This window comes from Rhizobium sp. BK491 (genome assembly GCF_014194925.1).
Classification (GTDB): Bacteria; Pseudomonadota; Alphaproteobacteria; order Rhizobiales; family Rhizobiaceae; genus Rhizobium.
Map to the genome: position 1 here is coordinate 616,405 of NZ_JACIAR010000003.1, position 22,045 is coordinate 638,449.

Annotated in this window: 23 protein-coding genes; 8 read left to right on the plus strand and 15 right to left on the minus strand. The window is 59.8% G+C overall.

The window, feature by feature from the left end; genetic code table 11:
- Positions 1-4: 4 nt before the first annotated feature.
- Together FHX05_RS17265 and FHX05_RS30775 are read right to left on the minus strand one after the other, a co-directional pair.
- On the minus strand, positions 5-1,831 hold the full coding sequence (locus tag FHX05_RS17265) for an ABC transporter ATP-binding protein (protein WP_183873236.1): 1,827 nt from the start codon (positions 1,829-1,831) through the stop codon (positions 5-7).
- Positions 1,828-1,956 carry a hypothetical protein gene (locus FHX05_RS30775; protein ID WP_281411863.1) on the minus strand — a complete coding sequence of 43 codons (129 nt, stop codon included), beginning with the start codon at positions 1,954-1,956 and terminating at the stop codon, positions 1,828-1,830. The genes FHX05_RS17265 and FHX05_RS30775 overlap by 4 nt, the downstream gene beginning before the upstream one ends.
- Positions 1,957-2,273: 317 nt before the next feature.
- Here FHX05_RS30775 and FHX05_RS17270 point away from each other — a divergent pair, with 317 nt between their 5' ends.
- From FHX05_RS17270 to FHX05_RS17285, 4 genes are all read left to right on the plus strand, one after another.
- The gene (locus FHX05_RS17270; RefSeq protein WP_112603979.1) at positions 2,274-2,966 is read left to right on the plus strand and encodes a GntR family transcriptional regulator; all 693 of its coding nucleotides are present in this window, start codon (positions 2,274-2,276) and stop codon (positions 2,964-2,966) included.
- A 157-nt stretch (positions 2,967-3,123) separates the two neighbouring features.
- Positions 3,124-4,326 carry an MFS transporter gene (locus FHX05_RS17275; protein ID WP_183873238.1) on the plus strand — a complete coding sequence of 401 codons (1,203 nt, stop codon included), beginning with the start codon at positions 3,124-3,126 and terminating at the stop codon, positions 4,324-4,326.
- A gap of 89 nt (positions 4,327-4,415) precedes the next feature.
- Positions 4,416-5,093, plus strand: coding sequence for a FadR/GntR family transcriptional regulator (locus tag FHX05_RS17280; RefSeq protein WP_183873240.1), 678 nt, complete (start codon positions 4,416-4,418; stop codon positions 5,091-5,093).
- Positions 5,090-6,361, plus strand: coding sequence for an MFS transporter (locus FHX05_RS17285; protein WP_183873242.1), 1,272 nt, complete (start codon positions 5,090-5,092; stop codon positions 6,359-6,361). The genes FHX05_RS17280 and FHX05_RS17285 overlap by 4 nt, the downstream gene beginning before the upstream one ends.
- 190 nt (positions 6,362-6,551) lie before the next feature.
- On the opposite strand, the gene FHX05_RS17290 is transcribed toward FHX05_RS17285, so the two are convergent.
- From FHX05_RS17290 to FHX05_RS17300, 3 genes are all read right to left on the minus strand, one after another.
- Positions 6,552-7,025 (minus strand): MucR family transcriptional regulator, encoded by a 474-nt coding sequence (locus tag FHX05_RS17290; RefSeq protein WP_183714116.1) that lies wholly within the window; start codon positions 7,023-7,025, stop codon positions 6,552-6,554.
- 248 nt (positions 7,026-7,273) lie between these two features.
- Positions 7,274-7,693: an NUDIX domain-containing protein gene (locus FHX05_RS17295; protein ID WP_183873244.1), complete on the minus strand. Its 420-nt coding sequence runs from the start codon at positions 7,691-7,693 to the stop codon at positions 7,274-7,276.
- 98 nt (positions 7,694-7,791) lie between these two features.
- Positions 7,792-8,775 (minus strand): dienelactone hydrolase, encoded by a 984-nt coding sequence (locus FHX05_RS17300; protein ID WP_183873246.1) that lies wholly within the window; start codon positions 8,773-8,775, stop codon positions 7,792-7,794.
- 173 nt (positions 8,776-8,948) lie between these two features.
- On the opposite strand from FHX05_RS17300, the gene FHX05_RS17305 reads away from it, so the two are divergent.
- The 4 genes from FHX05_RS17305 (at position 8,949) to hpaR (ending at position 11,240) form a co-directional block, all read left to right on the plus strand.
- Entirely contained in the window at positions 8,949-9,275 is a 327-nt protein-coding gene (locus FHX05_RS17305; protein WP_112337348.1) for a PadR family transcriptional regulator, read from the plus strand.
- On the plus strand, positions 9,272-9,844 hold the full coding sequence (locus FHX05_RS17310; protein ID WP_112603968.1) for a DUF1700 domain-containing protein: 573 nt from the start codon (positions 9,272-9,274) through the stop codon (positions 9,842-9,844). Before FHX05_RS17305 ends, FHX05_RS17310 begins: the two co-directional genes overlap by 4 nt.
- A gap of 34 nt (positions 9,845-9,878) precedes the next feature.
- Positions 9,879-10,586: a DUF2807 domain-containing protein gene (locus FHX05_RS17315; protein ID WP_183873248.1), complete on the plus strand. Its 708-nt coding sequence runs from the start codon at positions 9,879-9,881 to the stop codon at positions 10,584-10,586.
- A gap of 132 nt (positions 10,587-10,718) precedes the next feature.
- Complete coding sequence (gene hpaR, locus FHX05_RS17320) at positions 10,719-11,240, plus strand: homoprotocatechuate degradation operon regulator HpaR (protein WP_246698976.1); 522 nt, start codon at positions 10,719-10,721, stop codon at positions 11,238-11,240.
- A 70-nt stretch (positions 11,241-11,310) separates the two neighbouring features.
- Here the strand turns inward: hpaR and hpaI are convergent, their stop codons facing one another.
- The 10 genes from hpaI to FHX05_RS17370 all read right to left on the minus strand — a co-directional run bounded on the left by hpaI (position 11,311) and on the right by FHX05_RS17370 (position 22,038).
- Complete coding sequence (gene hpaI, locus FHX05_RS17325) at positions 11,311-12,117, minus strand: 4-hydroxy-2-oxoheptanedioate aldolase (protein ID WP_183873250.1); 807 nt, start codon at positions 12,115-12,117, stop codon at positions 11,311-11,313.
- Between the two features lie 11 nt (positions 12,118-12,128).
- Positions 12,129-12,932, minus strand: coding sequence for a 2-oxo-hept-4-ene-1,7-dioate hydratase (gene hpaH / locus FHX05_RS17330; protein ID WP_183873252.1), 804 nt, complete (start codon positions 12,930-12,932; stop codon positions 12,129-12,131).
- Positions 12,932-13,804: a fumarylacetoacetate hydrolase family protein gene (locus tag FHX05_RS17335; protein WP_183873254.1), complete on the minus strand. Its 873-nt coding sequence runs from the start codon at positions 13,802-13,804 to the stop codon at positions 12,932-12,934. Before FHX05_RS17335 ends, hpaH begins: the two co-directional genes overlap by 1 nt.
- A gap of 23 nt (positions 13,805-13,827) precedes the next feature.
- Positions 13,828-15,282 carry an NADP-dependent succinate-semialdehyde dehydrogenase gene (gabD, locus tag FHX05_RS17340; protein ID WP_183873256.1) on the minus strand — a complete coding sequence of 485 codons (1,455 nt, stop codon included), beginning with the start codon at positions 15,280-15,282 and terminating at the stop codon, positions 13,828-13,830.
- Positions 15,283-15,350: 68 nt separating this feature from the next.
- Positions 15,351-16,331, minus strand: a complete 981-nt coding sequence (gene hpaD / locus FHX05_RS17345; RefSeq protein ID WP_183873258.1) for a 3,4-dihydroxyphenylacetate 2,3-dioxygenase — start codon at positions 16,329-16,331, stop codon at positions 15,351-15,353.
- 39 nt (positions 16,332-16,370) lie between these two features.
- Positions 16,371-17,888, minus strand: coding sequence for a 5-carboxymethyl-2-hydroxymuconate semialdehyde dehydrogenase (hpaE, locus tag FHX05_RS17350; RefSeq protein WP_183873260.1), 1,518 nt, complete (start codon positions 17,886-17,888; stop codon positions 16,371-16,373).
- A 41-nt stretch (positions 17,889-17,929) separates the two neighbouring features.
- Positions 17,930-18,316 (minus strand): 5-carboxymethyl-2-hydroxymuconate Delta-isomerase, encoded by a 387-nt coding sequence (locus FHX05_RS17355; RefSeq protein WP_183873262.1) that lies wholly within the window; start codon positions 18,314-18,316, stop codon positions 17,930-17,932.
- Positions 18,317-18,370: 54 nt separating this feature from the next.
- Complete coding sequence (locus FHX05_RS17360) at positions 18,371-19,390, minus strand: phosphotransferase (protein ID WP_112603952.1); 1,020 nt, start codon at positions 19,388-19,390, stop codon at positions 18,371-18,373.
- A gap of 6 nt (positions 19,391-19,396) precedes the next feature.
- Positions 19,397-20,680 (minus strand): aspartate aminotransferase family protein, encoded by a 1,284-nt coding sequence (locus FHX05_RS17365; protein ID WP_112603950.1) that lies wholly within the window; start codon positions 20,678-20,680, stop codon positions 19,397-19,399.
- A gap of 2 nt (positions 20,681-20,682) precedes the next feature.
- Complete coding sequence (locus FHX05_RS17370; RefSeq protein WP_183873264.1) at positions 20,683-22,038, minus strand: aspartate aminotransferase family protein; 1,356 nt, start codon at positions 22,036-22,038, stop codon at positions 20,683-20,685.
- Positions 22,039-22,045 lie beyond the last annotated feature (7 nt).

Sequence of the window (22,045 nt, forward strand, 5' to 3'; positions counted from 1 at the left end):
TCGTTCAGGCGCTCTTGGCGATGAAGTGGCCTGAGGTGATTTCTTCGTGAGCCAGGATCGGCGGCTCGTCGCCGACGCGGCGGACGGGATTGGGGATCTCGCCCTCGATAAGCGCGGTTCTGCGGTCCTGCGTCGGATCGGCGATCGGCACGGCCGAGATCAGGCGCTGCGTATAGGGGTGCATCGGCGTTTCAAAGACCTGCCGCCGGCTGCCGATCTCCATGATCTGGCCGAGATAGAGGACGGCGACGCGATGGCTGATCTTTTCGACCACCGCCATGTCATGGCTGATGAACAGATAGGCGAGCCCCCGTTCGGCCTGGAGATCCATCAAGAGATTGATGATCTGGGCCTGGATCGACACGTCGAGAGCGGAAAGCGCCTCATCGGCAATGATGAGCTTCGGATCGGAGGCAAGGGCGCGGGCAATGCAGACGCGCTGGCGCTGGCCGCCGGAAAACTCGTGCGGATAGCGATCGGCATGGGCTGACGTCAGCCCGACGCGTTCCAGTAGCTCGTCCACCCGGCGGCGAACCGCCTTCGATCCGGTGGTGATGCCATGCGTGTTGATCGGTTCTGCAATCGAGAATCCCACAGTCTTGCGCGGGTCGAGCGAAGCGAAGGGGTCCTGGAAGATATACTGCACGTCGCGGCGCAGGCGGAAACGCTCCAGCGCCGACATGGCGGCAAAGCTCTTGCCGTTGAAGGTGATTTCGCCGGAGCGCGCCTTCTGCAATTGCTGGATGGTGCGGCCGATCGTTGACTTGCCGGAGCCGGATTCGCCGACGAGGGCCAGCGTCTCGCCGGGATGTATGTCGAAAGCGACCTTCTGGACGGCACTGCAGCGATGCGTGACCTGACCGAATATGTTCTTCTTAATATCGAAGCGCACGAAGAGATCGCGTACGGACAGGAGCGGCGGCTGGTCGTAGCGGGCGGTATTCTGCACCCGCTCCTCGCCGACGACCTTCGGCTCACCGCCGTCGAGGACGGTCAGCGGTATGCGTTTCGGAAAATCCTGACCGGTCATGCTGCCAAGCCTTGGCACTGCGGCGAGAAGTGCCTTCGTATAAGGGTGTTTCGGATTGGCGAATATTTCGCGAACCGGACCCTCTTCGACCTTCTTGCCCTTCCACATGACCACGACATCGTCAGCCATCTCGGCAACCACGCCCATGTCGTGGGTGATGAAGATCATACCCATGCCGAGATCCTTCTGCAGGTCCCGCATGATGTTGAGAATCTGCGCCTGGATGGTCACGTCGAGCGCCGTCGTCGGCTCATCGGCAATCAACAGCTTCGGACGGCAGGCAAGCGCCATGGCGATCATGACGCGCTGGCGCATGCCGCCGGAAAGCTGATGCGGATAGCGGTTCAAGAGAGCCTGCGCATCCGGCAGGCGTACCATCTCCAGAAGGCGACGGGCTTCCGCCATTGCGGCGGATTTGCCGCGTTTCTCATGAAGAAGAAGGACTTCGCAGATCTGGTCACCGATGGTGAAGACGGGATTGAGTGAGGTCATCGGCTCCTGGAAGATCATGGCGATCTCCTTGCCGCGAACTGCGCGCATATCCTTCTGCGAGAGCTTCAGCAGGTCCTTGCCGTTGAAGAGGATGCTGCCGGTCTCGAAGTGCGCGCCCATCATATCGGCAAGGCGCATGACCGAAAGCGAGGTCACCGATTTGCCGGAGCCGGATTCGCCGACAACTGCGAGCGTTCGCCCGGGCTCGACCGAAAATGAAAGCCCTTCGACCACGCGGTTTTCGCCGAACCGCACAGTCAGATCCGTTGCGGACAGAAGCGGTTTGTTGTCGCCAGCGGCCTTGGTCATGCGCTTACCTCGGTATTGGGCAGGTCGTTCATGGCATCCGGAATGATAGCCGCGTTGTTCTTTGCATCGATGATCCAGGCGCACTCGCTGGGATCGCCACCAAGTTCGGACCGCAGCACGCTCATGCCGGCACCTGTTGCAGCCTGACAAAAGCAGGCGATGTTTTTCTACAAGACAGGCGTCTCATGAACATCTGTATCTGCGTTCCCATTATATTTGTTAGGCCGTGAGATAGCATCAAACGACAATCTGGTCTATATTGTTCAACAATTTTCATATTGCCAACGAAAAATGGGACAAACCTGCATGAAATCGTCCAGCGGACTTGCCGTTGGGACGGTGTGACTGCCGCAGGCAAGCATGGCAACGCCGCTCGCGTTCCAGCAAATGCTTGATATAGGCAGGCATCGAAGACATTTGAGTGCGGGCGCCGGGAGAGCGAATGAAGCAGACAAATCTTGCCAGCATCGAGCCGGCGACCGTCGCGGAGACGGGGCAGACGGTTGCAGAACTGACCGCCGCCCGCATCCGAGAGCGCGTGATCAGCGGCACGCTCTCGCCTGGCAGCCATCTATCGGAGGCGGCTCTTTGCGAGGAGTTGCAGGTCTCGCGCAATACGCTGCGCGAGGTTTTCCGGTTGCTGACGAAAGAGGGCGTGCTACGCCACGAGGCCAATCGCGGCGTCTTCGTTTCCACGCCGAGCATTTCGACGATCATGGATATCTTCCAGATTCGCCGCCTGATCGAGTGTTCGGCACTCGCCAATGCACATCATCGCCACCCAAGCGTCGACAAGATGCGTGCCGCCATCGATGCCGCCGTCCAGCATCGTGAGCGTGGCGAATGGCTGGAGGTCGGCAGCGCCGATATCGCCTTTCATGCCGCGATCGTCGAGCTTGCCGACAGTCCCAGGCTTTCGGCCTTCTATGCGCAGATCTCGCTGGAGCTGCGCCTCGTCTTTGGGCTGATCCGTGATCCCGAATATCTGCACGCACCCTATGTCGGCCAGAACGCGACCATTCTTGCGCATCTGGAGGAGGGGGCGCCGGCGAGTGCCGCCGCCGCGCTGGAGAAATATCTGTTCCACGCCGAACGCTTTATTTTGGCCGCCTATTCGCGCGCGATGCCTGGCTGACGCCCAATTGCCACCATTGATATGATGAATGATGTGGACAATCCGCGTCTGAGAAGGTCAAGCGCGATGCAATCATTTGCGTCTTGATCAGCTTTGACGGAAGGATATCCCAGCGCCTCGGATAAAGGCCTACTTTGCAACATACCCGACCCCGCCAATGACCCGTCTCCTTCCCGACGTTTTCCGCGACCCGACCATACGGGTGAGCATGCTTGCGATCTTTGCCTTCGGTTTTGCTGGAGCAGCGACCTCGCCCTATCAATCGGTCGTCGGTATCCGCGAACTCGGCCTCAGTAACGGGCTCTATTCGACGCTGATCTTCTGCGCGGCGGCGGTGAATGTCGTCGTCAGTATCCTGCTTGGAAATCTGGCCGACAGGCTCGGCCAATATCGGGTTATGATGCTGACGGTCGCCACTTTCGGCGTGCTGGGTTATGGCGCCGTCTATGTCGTTCCGGCACAGGCGACTTTCGTGCTCAGCGCCTTGTTTTTCCTGCCGATCTACGGCTCGCTCAACTCGCTGCTCTTTGCCAATGTCCGCGTTGCGACGAGGGGAATGGAGCGCAACGATATCGCCACGGTCAATTCCGGCGTGCGTGCGATGATCTCCCTTTCCTGGGTGCTGGTGCCTGGGATAACCGGAGCGCTGCTTGCAAATTCAGCGAGCATGCTGCCAGCCTATCTGTTCGCCGGTCTCGCCTGCGTCGCCTGTTTCGGATTGATCGCGATTTTCCTTCCGCGCCAGGATGACATAGACAAGGCTGCTGCCCATCATCTTTCCTATCTTGCCGCGCTGGGTGAGGTCATTTCGCCACCGGTCTTCCTGCGCCTGATCGCTGTCGCGCTGATCAGCAGCACGCTGCATGTCAACGGCGCCATCCTGCCGCTTATCGTCACCGGTGCGGCACACGGAACCGTGACTGATATCGGCATTTTGGTTGGGATCGTTGCCCTTCTCGAAATCATCTTCATCGTTTTGTGGGGACGTGCACAGCGGATCATGAGTCACGTAATGGCGCTGGCGATCGGCACCGTCATCTATATCGTTTATCTGGTTCTGCTCGGATTGGCATCTGCCCCCTGGCATGTCTATGCGCTGACCCTCATCAGCGGCATCGGGGCAGCTGCCCTGATCAGTATTCCGATCACCTACCTGCAGGATCTGATTGCCGAGCGCCCGGGTTTGGGCAGCGCCCTGATCTCGGTCAATATCTTTCTGAGCGCAGGTCTCAGCGCCCTTCTTTTCGCGATCGGCACGGCCGTCAGCAATTATTCCGGAACGGCGCTTATCGGAGCCGCTGCCGGTTTGCTGGGGCTCGGCTTGCTGCTTTTCTTCGAAAGGGTGAGGCGGCATAGCTAGGCGGTCGTTCGTCTGATGAAAATCATTGACGAGGCATCGAGTATTGCCTAGGTGATAAAGTCACCCGATGACTTGATGAAAGTTCAGCCATGCGCGCTCTGACAAAAACGACGCTTGCGGATACAGCCGTTGAAGCAATCCGCAGCGAAATTACCGCCCGACGTTGGCTGGTCGGGGAAAAGCTGCCGAACGAAGCCTCCCTTTCATCCATGCTGTCGGTCAGCCGCGGTACGATCCGCGAGGCGGTGAGGGTGCTGGTGTCTCAGGGTTATCTCGAAACTCGGCAGGGATCCGGGACTTATGTTCGGTCTAACAAGGATGTCAGTCTCCCCCTGGATATGGCGCGTCGCGCTGGATTGAGGGATCAGTTCGAAGCCCGGCTTGCGCTGGAGGTCGAGGCCGCACGGCTTGCCGCGCTACGCCACTCATCGGACGTCGTTTCACAGTTGCGCGCCTTGCTGGTTGCCCGCGGCAATTATACGGGCGGCGATAAGGCCGCATTCGTCGAGCGCGATCTTGCCTTTCACAGGGCGGTCGTCGCAGCTTCGCAGAACAGGGCTATGATCGAAATCTACGAGTTCTTCTCTTTCTCGATCGCCGAAACTATCGAGGCGACGCTCGGTGAGGATATTCCCGAGCCGGATATGCAGGCGCATATCGCCATCGTCGATGCCATCGAAAGCGGCAGCCCCGAAGCAGCCGACAGAGCCGTGCGCCACTTCATGGCCCCCATCGTCGCTACTCTTGATCGGTTGCTTATGTCATGACCATGCCCTCGCAAAATCCCGCCTCGGTCGAGTTGATCGATGCCGAGGCTGATGAAATTCCGGCACCGCTGCCGCATGGAGGCAAATCGCCGATCGGCAGGTTTCTACTGGGTGCGAGCCTTGTGCTCATCGCTTTCAATCTGCGGCCGGTCTTTTCCAGCGCATCGACGCTATTGCCGGAGATACGGACCGGACTTGGCCTCTCCGCCTTTGGCACCAGCATTCTTACGACCCTACCCGTCGTCTGCATGGGACTGTTTTCTCCGCTCGCGCCAAGGCTCGCACAACGCATGGGCACCGAGCGGGTTCTGCTCGGTGTCATTTTCCTGCTTGCTGTGGGCACGGCGCTGCGGGGCTTTTCGTCGATTTCGCTGCTATTCTTGGGTACCGCGTTGGCCGGCGCCTGCATTGCTATCGGCAATGTACTCTTGCCGGGCGTGGTCAAGCGCGATTTCCCCGATAGAGCGGCGCTCATGACGGGCTGCTATACGATGGCGCTATGCGCGGGAGCTGCTAGTGCAGCCGGGTTCACGCTTCCCGTCGAACATGCCCTCGGCGATTCGCTGGGTGGCGCGCTCGCCATCTGGGCCCTGCCTGCCTTCGCAGTCGGACTTCTCTGGTTGCCGCAGGTGATCGGAACGCATAATCAGGCCCGACGTACCGGTTTTCGCGTTACCGGTTTATGGCGTGACCGCATTGCCTGGCAGGTAACGCTTTTCATGGGGCTGCAATCGGCGCTCGCCTATTGCGTCTTCGGCTGGCTCGTGCCCATTCTGCGTGAGCGTGGTCTCGACGGCGTGACGGCTGGTGTCATCGTATCTGCCTCGGTTATGGTGCAGGCGGCTGCCTGTCTGGTTGCCCCCCATATCGCCGTTAAGGGTAAGGATCAGCGCGCCATCAACGTCAGCCTGTGCGCGATCGCCGTCGTCGCCTTGCTGGGCCTGCTTTTCGCTCCGCTTTGGACGGTCTGGTTCTGGGCCGTGCTTCAAGGCATCGGTCAGGGCGGACTCATTGCGGTGGCGCTGACCGTAATCGTGTTGCGTTCGCCTGATGCGCATGTGGCGGCGCATCTCTCCGGCATGGCGCAATTCGTCGGTTATTTGCTCGCTGCAATCGGCCCGCTCGTCGTCGGCATGATTCATGGCTGGACGGGAAGCTTTGCCTGGTGCGCAGTGTTGTTCGTGCTGCTTGGTCTCGGGGCTGCGATCAATGGCTGGTTTGCCGGCCGCGCGATCACCGTCAATGCGAGGACAATCGAAACCCCATGATGAAATGAGTGCTGGTTGCTTGGAGGGCGATGGGTGAGGGCGCGGAAGCGCCGGGACGGATCTCATGTAGGTTCGCCGGCAGAGGGCGCTCTATCGATGTGCCAGCAGCCGGGATGAATTTGCTCACGCAAGAGCGATCGCTCATTAAAAACGCAGCGCACGCTCGCGGCGCCTGGCGAAGCGCCGGGGGTTATCCGATCTTGCGTTGCCGGCGGGGCGGCTCAACCACCGGAGGAATCTCGGTCGTGCCCTTGGCGTGGCCAAGGAGAGCCTTCTTGGCCAGCGTCGATCTTGCGGCGGCATAGGAGGCACACACCATTGGATAGTCCGCAGGCAAGCCCCATTTCCTTCGGTATTCTTCGGGCGTGAGACCATACTTGCTGTTCAAGTGCCGCTTTAGCGATTTGTATTTCCCACCGTCTTCCAAGCACACAAGATAATGATCCGTGATGGATTTCTTGATCGGGACTGCTGGTTTCTGAGATCTTTCCGTCGGCGCTGCCGACGGCACAAATTGCTGAGAGCCTGCAAGTGCGGAATAAGTTTCCGCAATGAGCCTCGACAAATCTTTCATCGCGAGCTTATTGTTAAGGACGTAGGCGGAGACGATCTTGCTCGTCAGCGCAAGAAATCTTTCGCCAGCGACAGTATTTCCTGTTTTCATTTCCCGCCTCCCATGCTTATTTAATTATTTATGCAATATGGTTTCGGCTTTCAATGGAAGATTGAGCGATTTTGGAGATTATTTTTTCCGGGTTATTGTTATAGTAAATATGATGGGCTTAGGATCTGCAAATTGTTATTTGCCCTGCATGCGCGTTTTCGAACTCACGGTCTCCGCCGTTTGACCGAAAGTCGATAGATTTCCACGAGGTAAGCCATATCGTGCTTTAGCTCTGCCGCAGTCGAATGTTAGTTGCCGGGGGATAGACTATATTGTCGATGAAATGGCAGGATGTAATGTTCGGTAAGCGGCGCCATGACGATATCAGGCGGATTTTGTGGTGAAATCCAGCGAATCTCCTCGATCTCGGCCGTTGCTCCGATTTCGGCATCGCTCACGTGCAGCCGGAATATATCTGCAATGACGGTATGGTCCGGCTCGTTGGCGGCCGGCGCCTGGAAGCGGCCGATGAAAGTCAGATCGCTTGTCTCTATCGTAAGGCCGAGCTCTTCGAAAAGCTCTCTGACAACGGCTGCCGCTGCCGTTTCCTGCGGCTCGATCTTGCCTCCCGGTTGCATGAAGGCAACAGTGTCGCGCTTGCGCACAAGCAGCGTTTTTCCATCCAGGCGCAGCATCAGGGCCGCTGCTATGCGTATCGTTTTTGCCATGCCGTGATCTGAGCGGATTCGCGGTTGGTTTTCAACGCTCGTGATGTCAGCGCATAGTTCCATGCGATATGCTGCTTCGCGCTCCGATATGTTTGCCGTTACTGCTGCGTCAGATGCTGGTGGAAAAATGCAACGACTGCGGCGTTGAATTGCTTATGAAACGCGGCGCGATCGAAGCCCGGCGCGTCGGTGCAGGCATCAGACGATGGCCTTATTTCCGGGCAAGGCGTCAGAAACGATAAATGCACGGCATTGGGGACGACTCGAAAATCCGGCTTTTCCGGCAATAGGCGTGCAAGCGTTGCGACATTTTCGGGAGATGCTCCACCACCCCCTCCAAGTTTCGAGCCCCAAAGCTGAAGCGGGACTCTGACATCTTTCACACTGTCTGCAGTCGGGAAGACGATGCTCAGCGGGTCGGCTACAACGACTGCCCCGATGCGAGGATCGTGGGTTAGCAACTGCGGTGGTGGTTCTCGCCGGGGAGGCTGAGCACGACCCGCTGGCGGGCAGCCTGCTGCTTTCGGATCTGAACAGCGTGGCGGCAGTTTGGTGAAATCCGGATTGGCTCCCGCAACGACGAGGCCGGTATATCCGCCCTGGGAGAATCCGTAGAAGCCGATCCGCTGCGGATTGATCTTTCCCGCATCGGGAGACGTATCAAGCATGAAGTCGACAGTGCGTTTGATGTCGACAGGTCGCTCGATCAATACGCCAAGACCGTTTGCCTTGCTCATGTCGGCATGATTGGCATGCGGATGATTGATGGCCACGACAATGAAACCAGCGTCGGCAAGCGCTTCGGCGGTATCGTGATGGCCGAGATACCAGCCGCCATAGCCGTGCGAGATAATGATGAGCGGCAACTTCTCGCCTGCAATCGGACAATCCGGCATTGCCGGTATTGCGAGAGCTCCGATCTTCACTTCTGTCGGAGAGGTCGTGCAAGGAGACCACATGGCGGCGTCGATCGCCGGGTTATCCGTATCACCGGAGATGCGAATGAATTTCAAACCTGCCGCATATCCCGATGGCGCGGCAAGAAAGAGCGTAGCCGCGAGGGCAAGGCTGAAGCGGATCATGGCAACTGCTCCATTTAACCAGAGATATGCTCTGCGCGATGGGCTGCGATGGCAAGGTGCGTCGGTCCATAGGTCGATGACGCGAAGGCAGCATGTGCCGGTTGCGAAAGCCATCTAGCTATCTTGCATAAACAGATAGCTTGTTATATTCTTTCTGTAAAGCTGAGGCGTTCATGACTGACTCGATCCAAGTTCAATTGCGGAAGGGCGTGCTTGATCTTTGCGTCCTGGCCGTACTCTCCCGGGGTGAAAGCTACGGCTATGAAATTGCGAGCACACTTGTGGCGGCGGTCGGCATGGGTGAAGGAACGATCTACCCGCTGATGCGCAGGATGCAGAATGACGGGTTGGTCGCGACCCGCATCGTCGAGTCGAGCAACGGGCCGCCGCGTAAATATTATCGGCTCACGCCGTTGGGACGTTCGATTTTCGAAGCGCATCGCCGCGATTGGCGCACGTTAGCAGGCTCCGTAGACAAGCTACTTGAGGATTTGCCATGAGCAGGGAAGCCTTTTTGCGCACGCTGAGATTGGGGCTTGCGGGCCTGCCTCCGCACGAGATCGATGATATCGTGGCCGACTATGCTGCCCATTTTTCCGAATCCGAGGCGTCAGGCCGAAGCGAGGAGGAAGTTTGCTCCGCGCTCGGCGACCCTGCCAGGATCGCAAGGGAATTGCGTGCGGATGTTGGGCTGCGTCGTTTCGAGGCGCACTGGAGCGTGTCGAATCTTTTGGCCGCTACGGTGGCGCTGGCGGGCCTTGCCGTCGTCGATATCTTCTTCCTGCTACCTTTGCTGTTTGCGGCGATGTTCGTGACGCTCGGCCTTGCGATCGCTTTGGTAGCCGTTGGCGCCGTCGGTCTGAAGATTGTCGTGACGACCGTGCTGTTTCACGTCGGCTTGCCCTCCGTCGGCATGCTGGCTCGTCTGCTTGTTGGCGCCGGGCTGGTGAGTTGCTTCGTGGGCGGCGGGGCCTTGCTGCTGATGGGGTTGAGTTTGGGTATCCGCATGCTTGGGCAATATGCCCGCCTGCATTTCCGCTTGGCGCAGGTAGACGAAAGCCGCGCTTGAACGCTGGGCCGCGAATCGTTGGAGGAAATGAACAATGAACGGGAAATTGGCGACTATCGCGACGACCGGACTGATTTGTGCATTCGTCTTTCTGGCCCTCGGGATCGGACTTTCCGGGCCGGATTGGGCAAACGCAGGGCATTGGTGGGGTGGTACGCAATCCAGTTGCGGATCTGCGGCATCCGGCGGACAGCAGGTTATCCTGCCTTTCAGCTCCAATGGCAGCTTGACGATCGATATCCCGGCCTCTGTTCACTATCAGCCGGGCGGAAAGGCGGAGGCCGTCGTGAGCGGTGATCCAGCGCTGCTCAGTCATGTGCGACTGGAGGGCGGAAGGCTGAGCATGGATTGTAATCCGGGTTGGTCCAACTCCAAATTCGACGTCAGCCTGTCAGGACCGCTCGTCACTGATTGGAGAGTACGGGGCAGCGGCGATCTCGCTCTGTCGCAGCTCGATCAATCAGACCTGCGCCTGAGGATATCCGGATGCGGCAGCGTCACGGCCACGGGAAGCGCACGCTCGGTCGATCTCGATGTATCCGGTTCAGGCACTGCGCGTCTAAAGGACCTGGCCGCTCAATCCGCGAAGATCAGAATTCAAGGCAGCGGCGACGCGGAAGTCGCCGCTGCCGCGGATGCCGATGTTTCGATCAGCGGAAGCGGCAATATCGAACTCTACGGGCATCCGGTGCTGCGGCGTTCCGAGATCAGAGGCAGCGGCCGCCTGGTAGAGGTGCCATAATCCATGGCGAGAAAGCGCGCCGCGCGGCGGCGATCTTTGCCATCGGCTTTGATCGATAACATGCGATCGCCTTGCTTTGAATGATTCTCATGTTAATCAGTGAGGGCCATAATCGAAGCGAATATGCAAAAGATGCAAAACAGAACAGACAGTGATGTGAGGCCGCGCGCTGAGCCGGAAATCGCGGCCACGCACCCCAAACGGCCACTGCGGGACCGTCGCCGTTCCCTGGCGATCGGACTTCTGCGCGCCCGTGAAGCGGTCATGAGCCATTTCAGGCCGATCCTGGTGGCGCATGATGTGACCGAGCAGCAATGGCGTGTCATTCGCGTTCTCTACGAAGGCGGAAAGCTCGATGCGACGGAACTCGCAGACAAGGCATCCATTCTTGCCCCGAGCCTGACGCGCATGATCCGTTCGCTCGAAGAGCGCGGCTTTATCACCAAGCATAAAGATGATGCCGATGGCCGCAGGGTATTGTTGCAGATCACAGCGGCCGGGGAGGCGGTTGTCGAGGACGTTATGCCGGAAAGCCTGAAGGTCTATGCCGATATCGATGCTCGGTTCGGCGTGGAGCGCGTCGAGAAGCTTCTCGATATGCTGGATGAATTGGCGGCATTGAAATTGGAGAATGGCTCGGTCGGCGAGGAATGAGGGGCCGCTTCGGTTCTATTGATCCGCAAAATAAGCAATAGGCGAACGACGACCGCCGTGGCCCCGGCTATTAATAGACCTTGACGTCCTCAGGCGGCTTGGCTGCATCCGCCTTCTTGAAATCGTCAAGAAGCTTGATGGTAGCATTGGCAAGCAGCGTGACGTCGTTGCCTATCGCGACGAAGGTGGCGCCAAGCTCCAGATAGCGTTTTGCCAACGAGAGATCGCCGATCAAGATGCCCGCCGCCTTGCCATGCGACTGGATTTTTGCGAGCGCCTTTTCGACTTCTGTCTGCACTTCAGGGGCACCCGGCTTGCCGAGATAGCCCATGTCTGCGGCAAGATCGGATGGTCCGATAAAGACGCCGTCAACGCCTTTGGTCGAGGCGATGTCGTCGAGCGCCGCAAGCCCCGCACGGCTTTCAACCTGCAGCAGCAGACAGATCTCGTCATTGGCCGTCGCAAGGTAGTCCGGAATGCGGTTGAAGGCGGAGGCGCGGGCAAGGGCTGCGCCGACGCCGCGTACGCCATGCGGTGGGTATCGCACCGCCTTGACCATGGTCTCGGCCATCTCCTTGCTGTCGACCATCGGGATGAGCAGGGTCTGCGCGCCGATATCGAGCATCTGCTTGATGATCCAGGTCTCGCCGATCGGCGGACGGATAATTGCGTGGCTCGCCGTGCCTTTCATCGCCTGCAATTGCGAAACGAGAAGCGGTATATCGTTTGGCGCATGCTCGGCATCGAGCAGCAGCCAGTCGTAGCCGGCGCCGGCGCAGATTTCGACCGTGTAGGCATTGGCGAGCGCCTGCCAAAGGCCGATCTGCGCCCGCCCTTCCTTCAGGGCCTGTTTGAAGAGGTTTTTGGGCGCCGGCATGGTTCACCCCTTCATGCAAAGAACAGGCTGACCGACCCGTAGGGCCCGAAATCGGCATTGATCGTATCGCCATGTCGCGCCTCGATCGGGCGGATGAAGGACCCGGCAAGCACGATCTGGCCGGCTTCGATACCGTCGCCATATTGCGATAGGCGATTGGCCAGCCAGGCAATACCGCGTGCTGGCTGATTGAGCACGCCGGCGCCGAGGCCGGTTTCCTCGACCTCGGCATTACGGCTGACGATCGCGCCCATCCAGCGCATGTCGATCTCACCGGGCCGCACGGCGCGGCCGCCGGTGACGATGCCGGCATTGGCAGCATTGTCGGAGATGGTGTCGACGATGGTGCGCGCCTTCTTCGTCTCCGGATCGACACGAAGAATGCGCGTGTCGAGGATCTCCAGCGCTGGCGTCACATAGTCGGTCGCGTTCAGCACGTCGAAGATCGAGACATTCGGCCCCCTGAGCGGCGCCTTCATGACAAAGGCGATTTCGGCCTCGATGCGCGGCTGGATGAAGCGATCCGCCGGCACCGTCGCGCCATCTTCGAAGACCATATCGTCAAAGAGCACCCCGGAATCGGGGATGTTGATGTTCAGCGCATATTGCATCGCCTTTGATGTCAGCCCGATCTTCCAGCCGATAGGCTTGCGGCCGTTCGCGATCTTCTTCTGTACCCAGGCGCTCTGAACGGCATAGGAATCGTCCATCGTCATTTGCGGATGCTTGAGCGAAAGGAGCCCTGTTTGAACGCGCGTCCGCTCGGCCTGATCGAGGCTTTCGGCGGCGGCCTGGATTTCATCTTGCGATAGCATCAGCGCACCTCGTCGGCGATCGTGTTTTTCAGGATGCCGAGGCCATCGGCCTCGACTTCGACGACATCGCCGGGCTTCAGCCAGATCGGTGGATCGAAGCGGGCGCCGGCGCCGGTCGGCGTTCCCGTGACGATGACATCGCCGGGGACGAGCGTTGTGAAGGTGGAGATATAGTTGATGATCTTGCGGAAGGAGAAGATCATCCGGCTGGTGCGGTCGCTCTGGCGCACTTCGCCGTTGACGCGGGTCTTAAGCTCGATGTCGTCGAGCTGCGCTGCATCCGTGAAGGGGATCAGCCAGGGGCCGATCGAGCCGGTATTGTCGAAGTTCTTGCCCTGGGTGACGTTGAATTTCGCATGCCGCACCCAGTCGCGGATCGTGCCCTCGTTGCAGAGCGACAGGGCCGCGATATGGGAGAAGGCGTCGGCCTCCGCGATCCGGCGGCCACCCTTACCGATGATGATGACGATCTCGCCTTCATAGTCGAGCTGCGGGCTTTCCGGCGGCCGGATCAAGGGCTGTTCGTGCCCGGTGAACGACCGCGGAAAGCGGATGAAGAGCGAGGGGTTGGAAGGGGCGGCCTGCCCATCCTTGTATTCCTCATTGCGGTCGGGGAAATTGACCCCGACGCAAATGATCTTTTCCGGTGACGGAATGGGGATTTCGAAGCGGATCTCGTCGAGAGCGAAATCCGGCTTCAAGGATTTGGCTTCCTCGGCAAGTTGAACGAGGCGACCGGCCTCGATCACCTCACGCAGCGTCGGCCAAGTCGCGCCGTGGCGCACGGAGAGGTCGACGACACCGTTGCCGACCGCAAGTCCATAGCCATGACGGCCGTTTCTCGAAAAGGAGAGGAATCTGGGATGGGTCATGCTTTCACGGCCTTCTCTTGACCTCAGACGACGCCGCCGAGGCAGACATATTTGATTTCGGTGAATTCCTCGATGCCGTAGCGCGAACCTTCGCGGCCGAGGCCGGAGAGCTTGACGCCGCCGAAAGGCGCTTCGGCGGTCGAGATCAGGCCGGTATTGACGCCGACCATGCCGTATTCCAGGGCTTCGGCGACGCGAAAGACGCGGGCGAGATCCTTGGCATAGAAATAGGAGGCAAGGCCGAATTCGGTGTCGTTGGCCTGGACGATGACGTCGGCCTCATCCTTGAAGCGGAAAAGGGGAGCAACCGGCCCGAAGGTCTCTTCCTTCGCGACGGCCATGGCGGGCGTGACATCGGCAAGCACGGTCGCCTCATAAAAGCGTCCACCGAGCTGATGGCGATGACCGCCGGCGACGACTCGGCCGCCCTTGGAAAGCGCATCGGCAACATGCTCCTCGACCTTGGCCAGGGCCGCCTCGTCGATCAGCGGGCCGAGATTGATGCCCTCGTCAAAGCCATTGCCTGTTTTCAGCGAACCGACAGCCTTGGAGAGTTTCTCGGCAAAGGCATCATAGACGCCCTCCTGCACGTAGAGCCTGTTCGCGCAGACGCAGGTCTGACCATTGTTTCGGAACTTGGCGATCAGCGCGCCCTCGACGGCGGCATCGAGATCGGCATCGTCGAACACGATGAAGGGTGCGTTGCCCCCAAGCTCAAGACCGAGTTTCTTGATGGTCGGTGCGCTCTGCTTATAGAGCTCGGCGCCCACTTCGGTCGAGCCGGTGAAGGTGAGCTTGCGCACGACCGGGCTTGCGGTCATCTCGGCGCCGATGGCGCGCGCCGAACCGGTGATCACGCTGAACAGGCCCTTGGGCAGGCCGGCGCGTTCGGCAAGCACGGCAATAGCGATGGCCGAGAACGGCGTCTGCGAGGCTGGCTTCAGCACCATGGCGCAGCCGGCGGCAAAGGCGGGGCCGGCCTTGCGGGTGATCATCGCATTCGGGAAGTTCCAGGGGGTGATCGCCGCGACGACGCCGATCGGCTGCTTCATCACCAGTATGCGCTTGTCCTTCTGGTGACCGGGGATGATGTCGCCATAGACGCGGCGGGCCTCCTCGGCAAACCATTCAATGAAGCTTGCGCCATAGGCGATCTCACCTTTGGCTTCGGGCAGGGGCTTGCCCTGTTCCGCCGTCAGGATGCGTCCAAGATCGTCCTGGTTTTCCATCATCAGCTCGAACCAGCGGCGCAAGATGCCGGAGCGTTCCTTGGCGGTGCGGGTGGCCCATTCCTTCTGCGTGGCTTCGGCTGCGGCAATCGCTTTTTTGGTCTCGGCAGCGCCCAGATTGGGAACCAGGCCGATGATTTCGCCCGTCGCGGGATTGTCGACCTTGATCGCATTGGAGGGATCGGCCTCGATCCACTCACCGCCAACCAAGGCCGCCTGCCGGAATAATGTTGCATCTTTCAAATTCATGACTGCCTCCTCGCGCTTTCGAACGTTGGTGAGGAGCGGGCGTTTTCTCCCGCTCTCAAGGGTAACGCTTAAGGCGCGATAATCGGCTGTGCCTTCAGGTCAGGCTCAGCCACTTCCGCACCAGCAAACAGGCTACCATGTTCGAACCAGGATTTGGGAGCGGGTGCGCCCCAAAGTGTCTGGCGCTGAGGATCCCTGAGATCCCATTTGATCGGCTCCAGATCGGGATCGACGGTCTGATAGTCCGAGCAGTAGATCTCGATGCGGTGGCCATCCGGATCGAGGATATAGAGGAAGAAGGCGTTGGAGATGCCGTGGCGTCCCGGACCGCGCTCGATATTGGCAACCCAACCGGTGGTCGCCATCAGGTCGAGCAGGTCGATGATGTTGAGCGGCGTCGGTACCCAGAAGGCAGTGTGATGCAGGCGCGGGCCGCGGCCATTGGTGAAGGCGATGTCGTGGACGCCGCCCTTGCGATGCGTCCAGGCGGCCCAGAGGCGGCCGGTTTCCTCGTCCTCGGTATATTCGGTCACGCGGAAGCCGAGCTCATTATAGAAGGCAACGCTCTCGTCGACATTGGTCGAGAAGCAGTTGAAGTGGTCGATGCGCAGCGGCTTCACACCCTTGTAGAGGGCATATTTCTGGTGGATCGGCGGCAGACGCTCCATCTTGGAATAGAACTCAAGCGGGATGCCATGCGGGTCGCGGGTTCGGAAGGTCCGCGCCTGGTAGGGGCGCTCGATCCATTCGACCGGCAGGTCCTTGCCCTCGAAGAAATGCGCCGCCTTGTCGAGGTCTTCGTCGCTGAAGACCTTGAAGCCGAGATCGCGAGCTTCGGCCTTGTCTGATTTCTTCAGCACGATGCAGTGATGGCCGCGCTCCTCCATTGCCCGCAGATAGATCGTATCCGCGGTTTCGTCTGTCACCTGCAGGCCGAGTGTGTCGACATAGAAGGCACGCGACTTGGCAAGATCGGTGACGCCGAATTCGATGTGGCTAAGGCGCACGATGTTGAAGGGCGGATAGAGATTGGGTTTCGGCAGGGGCATTTGTTCCTCCTTTTATGCGTACTTATAGATATTGGCGGCTCAGCCGCCGAGTTTCTGGATCGCGTGCGGCTTGGTGGCGAAGGCGATGTTCTTGGTTTCCATATAGAAATCGAAAGACCAATCGCCGCCGTCGCGGCCGATGCCGGAGCTCTTGACCCCGCCGAAGGGCGTGGGCAGGTGACGGACGTTTTCCGAATTGACCCAGATCATGCCGGCTTCGAGGTGATCGGTGAAACGGAAGGCGCGGGTGACGTCGGACGTCCAGAGATAGCCGGTGAGGCCGTACTGGACATCGTTGGCAATTGCGAGCGCATCGGCTTCGTTCTTGAAGGGGATGGCGGTTAGCACCGGGCCGAAGATCTCTTCCTGGGCGATGCGCATCTGGTTGTTGGCGCCAGTGAACAGGGTAGGCGAGACGTAGCAGCCACCGCCCGGGCCATTGATCTTCTCGCCGCCAGCGGCCAGCGTCGCACCTTCCGAACGACCGATCTGAATATACTCCAGCACCTTCTTTTCATGCACGGGATGGACGAGCGGGCCGACGACGGTTTCGGGGTCCAGCGGATGGCCGACCTTGATGCGCTTGGCCTTCTCGGCAACGATGGCGGTAAACTTGTCGTAGACACTTTCTTCGACCAGCAGACGCGAAGACGATGTGCAGCGCTCGCCGTTCAGCGAGTAGATCATGAAGACGGCCGCGTCGGCGGCACGCTCCAGCTCTGCATCGGCGAAGACGATGACCGGGTTCTTGCCGCCGAGCTCGAAGTGAACCCGCTTCAGCGTGTCGGCGCCCTGCTTCATGATCATCGAGCCGGTGCGGCTTTCTCCGACGAAGCCGATTGCCTTGATCAAGGGATGTTCCGTCAGCGCGCGACCGGCATCCTCGCCAAAACCGTTGACGAGGTTCCACACGCCCTTCGGCAGGCCGGCTTCCTCGGCAATTTCAACAAGCAGGCGGGCCGTCAGCGGCGAGAATTCTGCCGGCTTGTGGACGATGGTGCAGCCCGCAGCGAGAGCCGGCGCGATCTTCCAGGTCGACAGCATGAAAGGTGTATTCCAGGGCGTGATGATGCCGACCGGGCCGATCGGCACGCGCGTTGTCAGATTCATCTGGCCTTCGGCGCGCAATGCCTTGCCATCACGGGCTTCCGGCGCGCGGTCGGCGAAGAAGCGGAAGTTCTCGGCGCCACGCAGAGCGGCCTTGGCCATGAATTTCAGTGATTGTCCGGTATCCATGCACTCGACGAAGGCGATTTCCTCGGCACGAGCCACGATTGCGTCGGCGATCTTATGCAGGAGCTTCTTGCGCGCTTCACCCGGCATCGCAGCCCACTCGGCGAAGGCAGCTTTTGCAGCCTTTGCCGCGCGGTCGATATCGGCAGCCTTGCCGTGGGCAACGGTTGCGAGCGGCTCCAGATCGACGGGAGAGATGGTCTCGAAAGTCGAACCGTCGTCAGCGCGCGTATCTTCGCCATTGATGCGGTTCAGTACGCCGCTATCCTTGAACCGGGCCAGAAAGCTTTCGGCCCTTGCGATGTTTTCCTGCAGTTTGGACATCGTCTATTCCTTTGGTGTTATGTCGTCCCACGAAGGGAATGTCACTTGCCGCGTAGCCGCGGATGGATGGCGTTCTTCTTCCAGCTCAGCTCCGCATCGATCTCGCGGACTTCCAGCGAGAGGGCAAAATGCGGGGTGTCGAAGAGCGGGCCGAGAACGTCGATGGCCGCGGCGAAGATTGCTTCGCCGGTGCGTTTCTTTTCCTCATCCGTGCGGCCCTTGCCGATGCGGAAGTTCAGGTCGACGAAGGCGTTTTCTGGCAGCTTGTCGGCGATTGCATAGTGCTCGGCGCGAAAGGCGCGCACCCGCACGGCACCGACTTCGAAAAGGCCGGTCTCCAGAACCGTCTTCAGCAATCTTTCGCAGAGCGCGCCGATATCGGCGCGGCCCTCGAGATTGGCCGAATACTCGATGGCGAGATGTGGCATTGAGTCCTCCCGAGACTTTAATTACTTAACACGTTAATAAATATCTCGCGGATGTCAAGCGACAAAGTCGAGCTGTCTTGCCATCTCCAGACTTGCATGGACGTAACGCGACAGACGTTCGACATTGTCCGGAATTTCCGGACGTTCCGCGAGCCATCCAATATATGTAAGGTTCCTCAGCACCATGAATAGGGGCAGGGCCGCCAGAGCCGCTTCGGAGAGTGCTCGCCGGCTGCGATAGCCTGATACCAGCGCTTTCTCGATCACCGGATAGGCGGGTTCGTTGCGGTTCTTGAGCAGGGTCGTTGCGAGATCAAACAGGCGGAATCCATGGCCGGCATCATCGAAATCGATGAAGGCGACGTTGTTTTCAGCTCCCGTCAGAAAGATGTTTTCCCGCACCAGATCGGCATGGATCAGCCCATAGTCGAGGCTTCGGCTATCCGCGTTCGCGAGCAGTTGACGCAGCTGGTGGCGCAATGCCGAGAGGGCGATAGTGCTCTCGGATGAAAGGCCGCGACAATCCCAGAAGCGGCCCCAGAGCGGCGTTTCGCCGAGCAGCCCATCGATGTCCCAAACCGGGCGGTGAAAATCTTCCGGTGGTTCCCACACATCGGCAAGCTCGTGCATGATGGCCATGTTCTGCCCGATGCGGAAGAAGATTGCTTCCTGCATCTCAACAGATTGCGATAGCGGCACGCCACTTTGGCCAAGCGGCACACCATCGATCCAGCTCACCACATCGGCATGCTGTTCGGCAAAATGCCTGTTGGCCGGCAGTCGGACGAGGCTTTGCTTTCTGCTTGTCGGCACAGGGCTCGGCACATCCAAGCCGCCGAGCTTAAGCGTCGCCATGAAATGCAGCTCCGAGCGCAGGCTCGTCTCGTCATGATAGCCTGGCCGATGCAGCCGGAGCGCGGCGAACTGGCCGTCTTCCAGCGTAATGCGGAAGACGGCATTCTCGCGATATTTCATCAGGACAGGCTCGTAGGCCCGCACAGGCCAATGGTCGAGTGCTTCCAGCGCACGTTTCTGGAGCGCGTCACGGATGGTCTGTGGCAACGGATCGGCCATATTGCCTCACAGGCCAGTCAATACGTCGTCGAAGATAGACAACATGAAGTCGGCATTATCCCTGGTGAACGGCATGGGCGGGCGGATCTTCGTGGCGCACTGGTGAATGCCGATCTTGCCCATCAGCACGCCGCGCTCGCGCATTTCGTTGACGATGCGGGTTGCCTCAGCAGTCGCCGGCTCCTTCGTCTGCTTGCCGAGTACGAATTCCGTGCCCATGAACAGGCCGCTGCCGCGTACGTCGCCGATGATCGCGTGCTTCTCGGCCAGCCGCTTGAAGGCATCGCGCGTATACTCGCCAACATTGCGGGCATTTTCGATGAGGTTCTCGTCGTCGATGACGTCGAGCACGGCCATGGCTGCCGCACAGGAGACTGGATTGCCGCCAAAGGTATTGAAATAGCGGAACGCCTTGCGGAAGGCGTTTATCGTGTCGACATTGGCGATGACGCCGCCGACGGGATGCCCGTTTGCCATCGGCTTGCCGAGTGTCACGATATCCGGAACGATGCCGGCGCGCTGATGGCCCCACATGTGGGAGCCTGTGCGGCCAAAGCCGGGCTGTACTTCGTCGGTAATCACAAGGCCGCCAGCCTTGCGTACGGCTGCAACCGTCCTGTCGAGAAAGCCCGGCGGCAGATCAGGAAAGCCTTCATTGGCGAAGAACGGATCGATGATGATGGCCGAAAAGCCATGCGGGGTATCCTCCAGCGAGGCGATCGCTTTTTCGACTTCTGCCGCGAAGGCCGTGGCAAAGGCATCTCCGCCTTCACCCCCGAGCGGACGATAGCTGTCCGGCGCCGGTACGTGCCGGACATGGCCGCCGAAGCCGCCGACCGGCGGCATGCGGGTCGATAGCTGAGACACTGCCGCCGTGTTGCCGTGATAGGTGTGGTTCGTGGCGATGACGCCGGTTTTGCCGGTCATGGCTTGTGCCATGCGCAGGGCCACGTCGTTCGCCTCGCTGCCCGTGCAGGTCAGGATCGCGGCATTCAGGCTCTTGTCGAAGGTTGCCGTCAGCCGCTCCACATAGTCGAGAATGCCCTCATGCAGATAGCGCGTGTGCGTGTTCAACATCGAGGCCTGCCGCGCAATCGCCTCGACCACGCGCGGATGGCAATGGCCGACATGTGGCACATTGTTGTAGCAATCGAGATACTTGCGCCCGTCGGCATCCCAGAGCCAGACGCCTTCGCCGCGCACGAGATGTACCGGCTCGTCATAGAAGAGCGACATGTTCCGGCCCAAAAGCCGTTCACGGCGCGCGATGAGGGCTGCATTGTCGGACATGATCAGCCCTTTGCAGCAGTGAGGCCGGCATCGAGCGCGGTCAGGATCGTCTGGACATTCGCAGCCGTCACGATCAGCGGCGGCGACAGGATGACATTGGCACCGGAGGTGCGGACCATCACGCCGGCATCATAAGTCGCGTCATGGACTTTCTGGACGGTGTCCTTGGCAGCCGAGCTTTTCTTCGCCCGGTCACTGACGAGCTCGAGGGCGCACATCAGGCCCTTGCCTCTGATGTCGCCGACCAGTTCGTGCTTCTCCTGCAGCCTCTTCAGTCCGGCAAGCAGCTCTTCACCGCGGGCAGCGGCATTGGCGGCGACGTCGAGCCGTTTGGTTTCTTTCAGTGTCGCAAGCGCTGCAGCCGCACCGACCGGGTGGCCGGAATAGGTGTAGCCGTGGCCGATATTGCCAACAGAGTTCTTGTTGCTCTCGAATGCCTCGGCGACCTTGTCGGAAATCATCACGGCGCCAAAGGGGAAATAGCCGTTGGTGATCGCCTTTGCCGTCGACATCATGTCCGGTTTGACGCCCCAGAGGCGCGATCCGGTCCAGGCGCCGGTGCGGCCGAAAGCGGTGATCACCTCGTCGGCGATCAGCAGGATGCCGTGGCGGTCGCAGATTTCGCGCATCAGCGGCAGGAAGGTTTCGTGCGGGACGATGACGCCGCCGGCACCGAGCACCGGCTCGATGATGAGGGCAGCGATGGTATCGGCGCCCTGGAAGGCGATCTCTTCTTCGAAAAGCCTGCCGATCGCCGCCGCAATCTCGGCGCCATCGGTGGTGTTGAACGGGTTGCGATAGGGGAAGGGCGCGGGGAGGTGGATGACGCCTGGGAGCAGCGGCTCGTAGTTGCGGCGGAAGTTCTGGTTGCCGTTTACCGAGGCGCCGCCGAAATGGGTTCCGTGATAGCCCTTCTTCAGTGCGACGAACTTGGTGCGCTCGGGCTGGCCATTGACCTTTTGGAACTGGCGCGCCAGCCGCAGGCAGGTCTCGACCGAGTCCGAACCGCCAGAGGTGAAGAAGGAGCGGCTGAGGCCATCCGGCTTGAACCATTCGGCAAGCTCGTAGGACAGTTCGATCAGCGGCGAATTCGTCGTGCCGCGGAAAGTCGAATAATAGGGCAGTTCGTCGAGTTGATCGCGGATCGCCTTCTTTACCGGCTCGCAGGAATAGCCGAGATTGACGTTCCAGAGGCCGCCGACTGCGTCCAGTACCTTCCTGCCCTGGATGTCGATGATCTCAACGCCTTCGCCGGAGTTGATGATGCGCGGCGGGTTGGCCTGCATCTCGGCCGGATGGGCCATCGGATGCCACAGATGGCGTGCATTGTTTTCGATGATGAAATTGGTCTCACGCATGTCAAAT

Coding starts and splice junctions, on each gene's coding strand:
- hpaD (WP_183873258.1), bottom strand. CDS start 16,331: ATGCCCCTGCCGAAACCCAATCTCTATCCGCCCTTCAACATCGTGCGC.
- FHX05_RS17370 (WP_183873264.1), bottom strand. CDS start 22,038: ATGCGTGAGACCAATTTCATCATCGAAAACAATGCACGCCATCTGTGG.
- FHX05_RS17300 (WP_183873246.1), bottom strand. CDS start 8,775: ATGATCCGCTTCAGCCTTGCCCTCGCGGCTACGCTCTTTCTTGCCGCG.
- FHX05_RS17335 (WP_183873254.1), bottom strand. CDS start 13,804: ATGACCCATCCCAGATTCCTCTCCTTTTCGAGAAACGGCCGTCATGGC.
- FHX05_RS17280 (WP_183873240.1), top strand. CDS start 4,416: ATGCGCGCTCTGACAAAAACGACGCTTGCGGATACAGCCGTTGAAGCA.
- hpaE (WP_183873260.1), bottom strand. CDS start 17,888: ATGTCCAAACTGCAGGAAAACATCGCAAGGGCCGAAAGCTTTCTGGCC.
- hpaH (WP_183873252.1), bottom strand. CDS start 12,932: ATGCTATCGCAAGATGAAATCCAGGCCGCCGCCGAAAGCCTCGATCAG.
- FHX05_RS17365 (WP_112603950.1), bottom strand. CDS start 20,680: ATGTCCGACAATGCAGCCCTCATCGCGCGCCGTGAACGGCTTTTGGGC.
- FHX05_RS17355 (WP_183873262.1), bottom strand. CDS start 18,316: ATGCCACATCTCGCCATCGAGTATTCGGCCAATCTCGAGGGCCGCGCC.
- FHX05_RS17285 (WP_183873242.1), top strand. CDS start 5,090: ATGACCATGCCCTCGCAAAATCCCGCCTCGGTCGAGTTGATCGATGCC.
- hpaR (WP_246698976.1), top strand. CDS start 10,719: ATGCAAAACAGAACAGACAGTGATGTGAGGCCGCGCGCTGAGCCGGAA.
- FHX05_RS17295 (WP_183873244.1), bottom strand. CDS start 7,693: ATGGCAAAAACGATACGCATAGCAGCGGCCCTGATGCTGCGCCTGGAT.
- FHX05_RS17270 (WP_112603979.1), top strand. CDS start 2,274: ATGAAGCAGACAAATCTTGCCAGCATCGAGCCGGCGACCGTCGCGGAG.
- FHX05_RS17290 (WP_183714116.1), bottom strand. CDS start 7,025: ATGAAAACAGGAAATACTGTCGCTGGCGAAAGATTTCTTGCGCTGACG.
- FHX05_RS17305 (WP_112337348.1), top strand. CDS start 8,949: ATGACTGACTCGATCCAAGTTCAATTGCGGAAGGGCGTGCTTGATCTT.
- FHX05_RS17275 (WP_183873238.1), top strand. CDS start 3,124: ATGACCCGTCTCCTTCCCGACGTTTTCCGCGACCCGACCATACGGGTG.
- FHX05_RS30775 (WP_281411863.1), bottom strand. CDS start 1,956: ATGAGCGTGCTGCGGTCCGAACTTGGTGGCGATCCCAGCGAGTGCGCC.
- hpaI (WP_183873250.1), bottom strand. CDS start 12,117: ATGCCGGCGCCCAAAAACCTCTTCAAACAGGCCCTGAAGGAAGGGCGG.
- FHX05_RS17360 (WP_112603952.1), bottom strand. CDS start 19,390: ATGGCCGATCCGTTGCCACAGACCATCCGTGACGCGCTCCAGAAACGT.
- gabD (WP_183873256.1), bottom strand. CDS start 15,282: ATGAATTTGAAAGATGCAACATTATTCCGGCAGGCGGCCTTGGTTGGC.
- FHX05_RS17310 (WP_112603968.1), top strand. CDS start 9,272: ATGAGCAGGGAAGCCTTTTTGCGCACGCTGAGATTGGGGCTTGCGGGC.
- FHX05_RS17265 (WP_183873236.1), bottom strand. CDS start 1,831: ATGACCAAGGCCGCTGGCGACAACAAACCGCTTCTGTCCGCAACGGAT.
- FHX05_RS17315 (WP_183873248.1), top strand. CDS start 9,879: ATGAACGGGAAATTGGCGACTATCGCGACGACCGGACTGATTTGTGCA.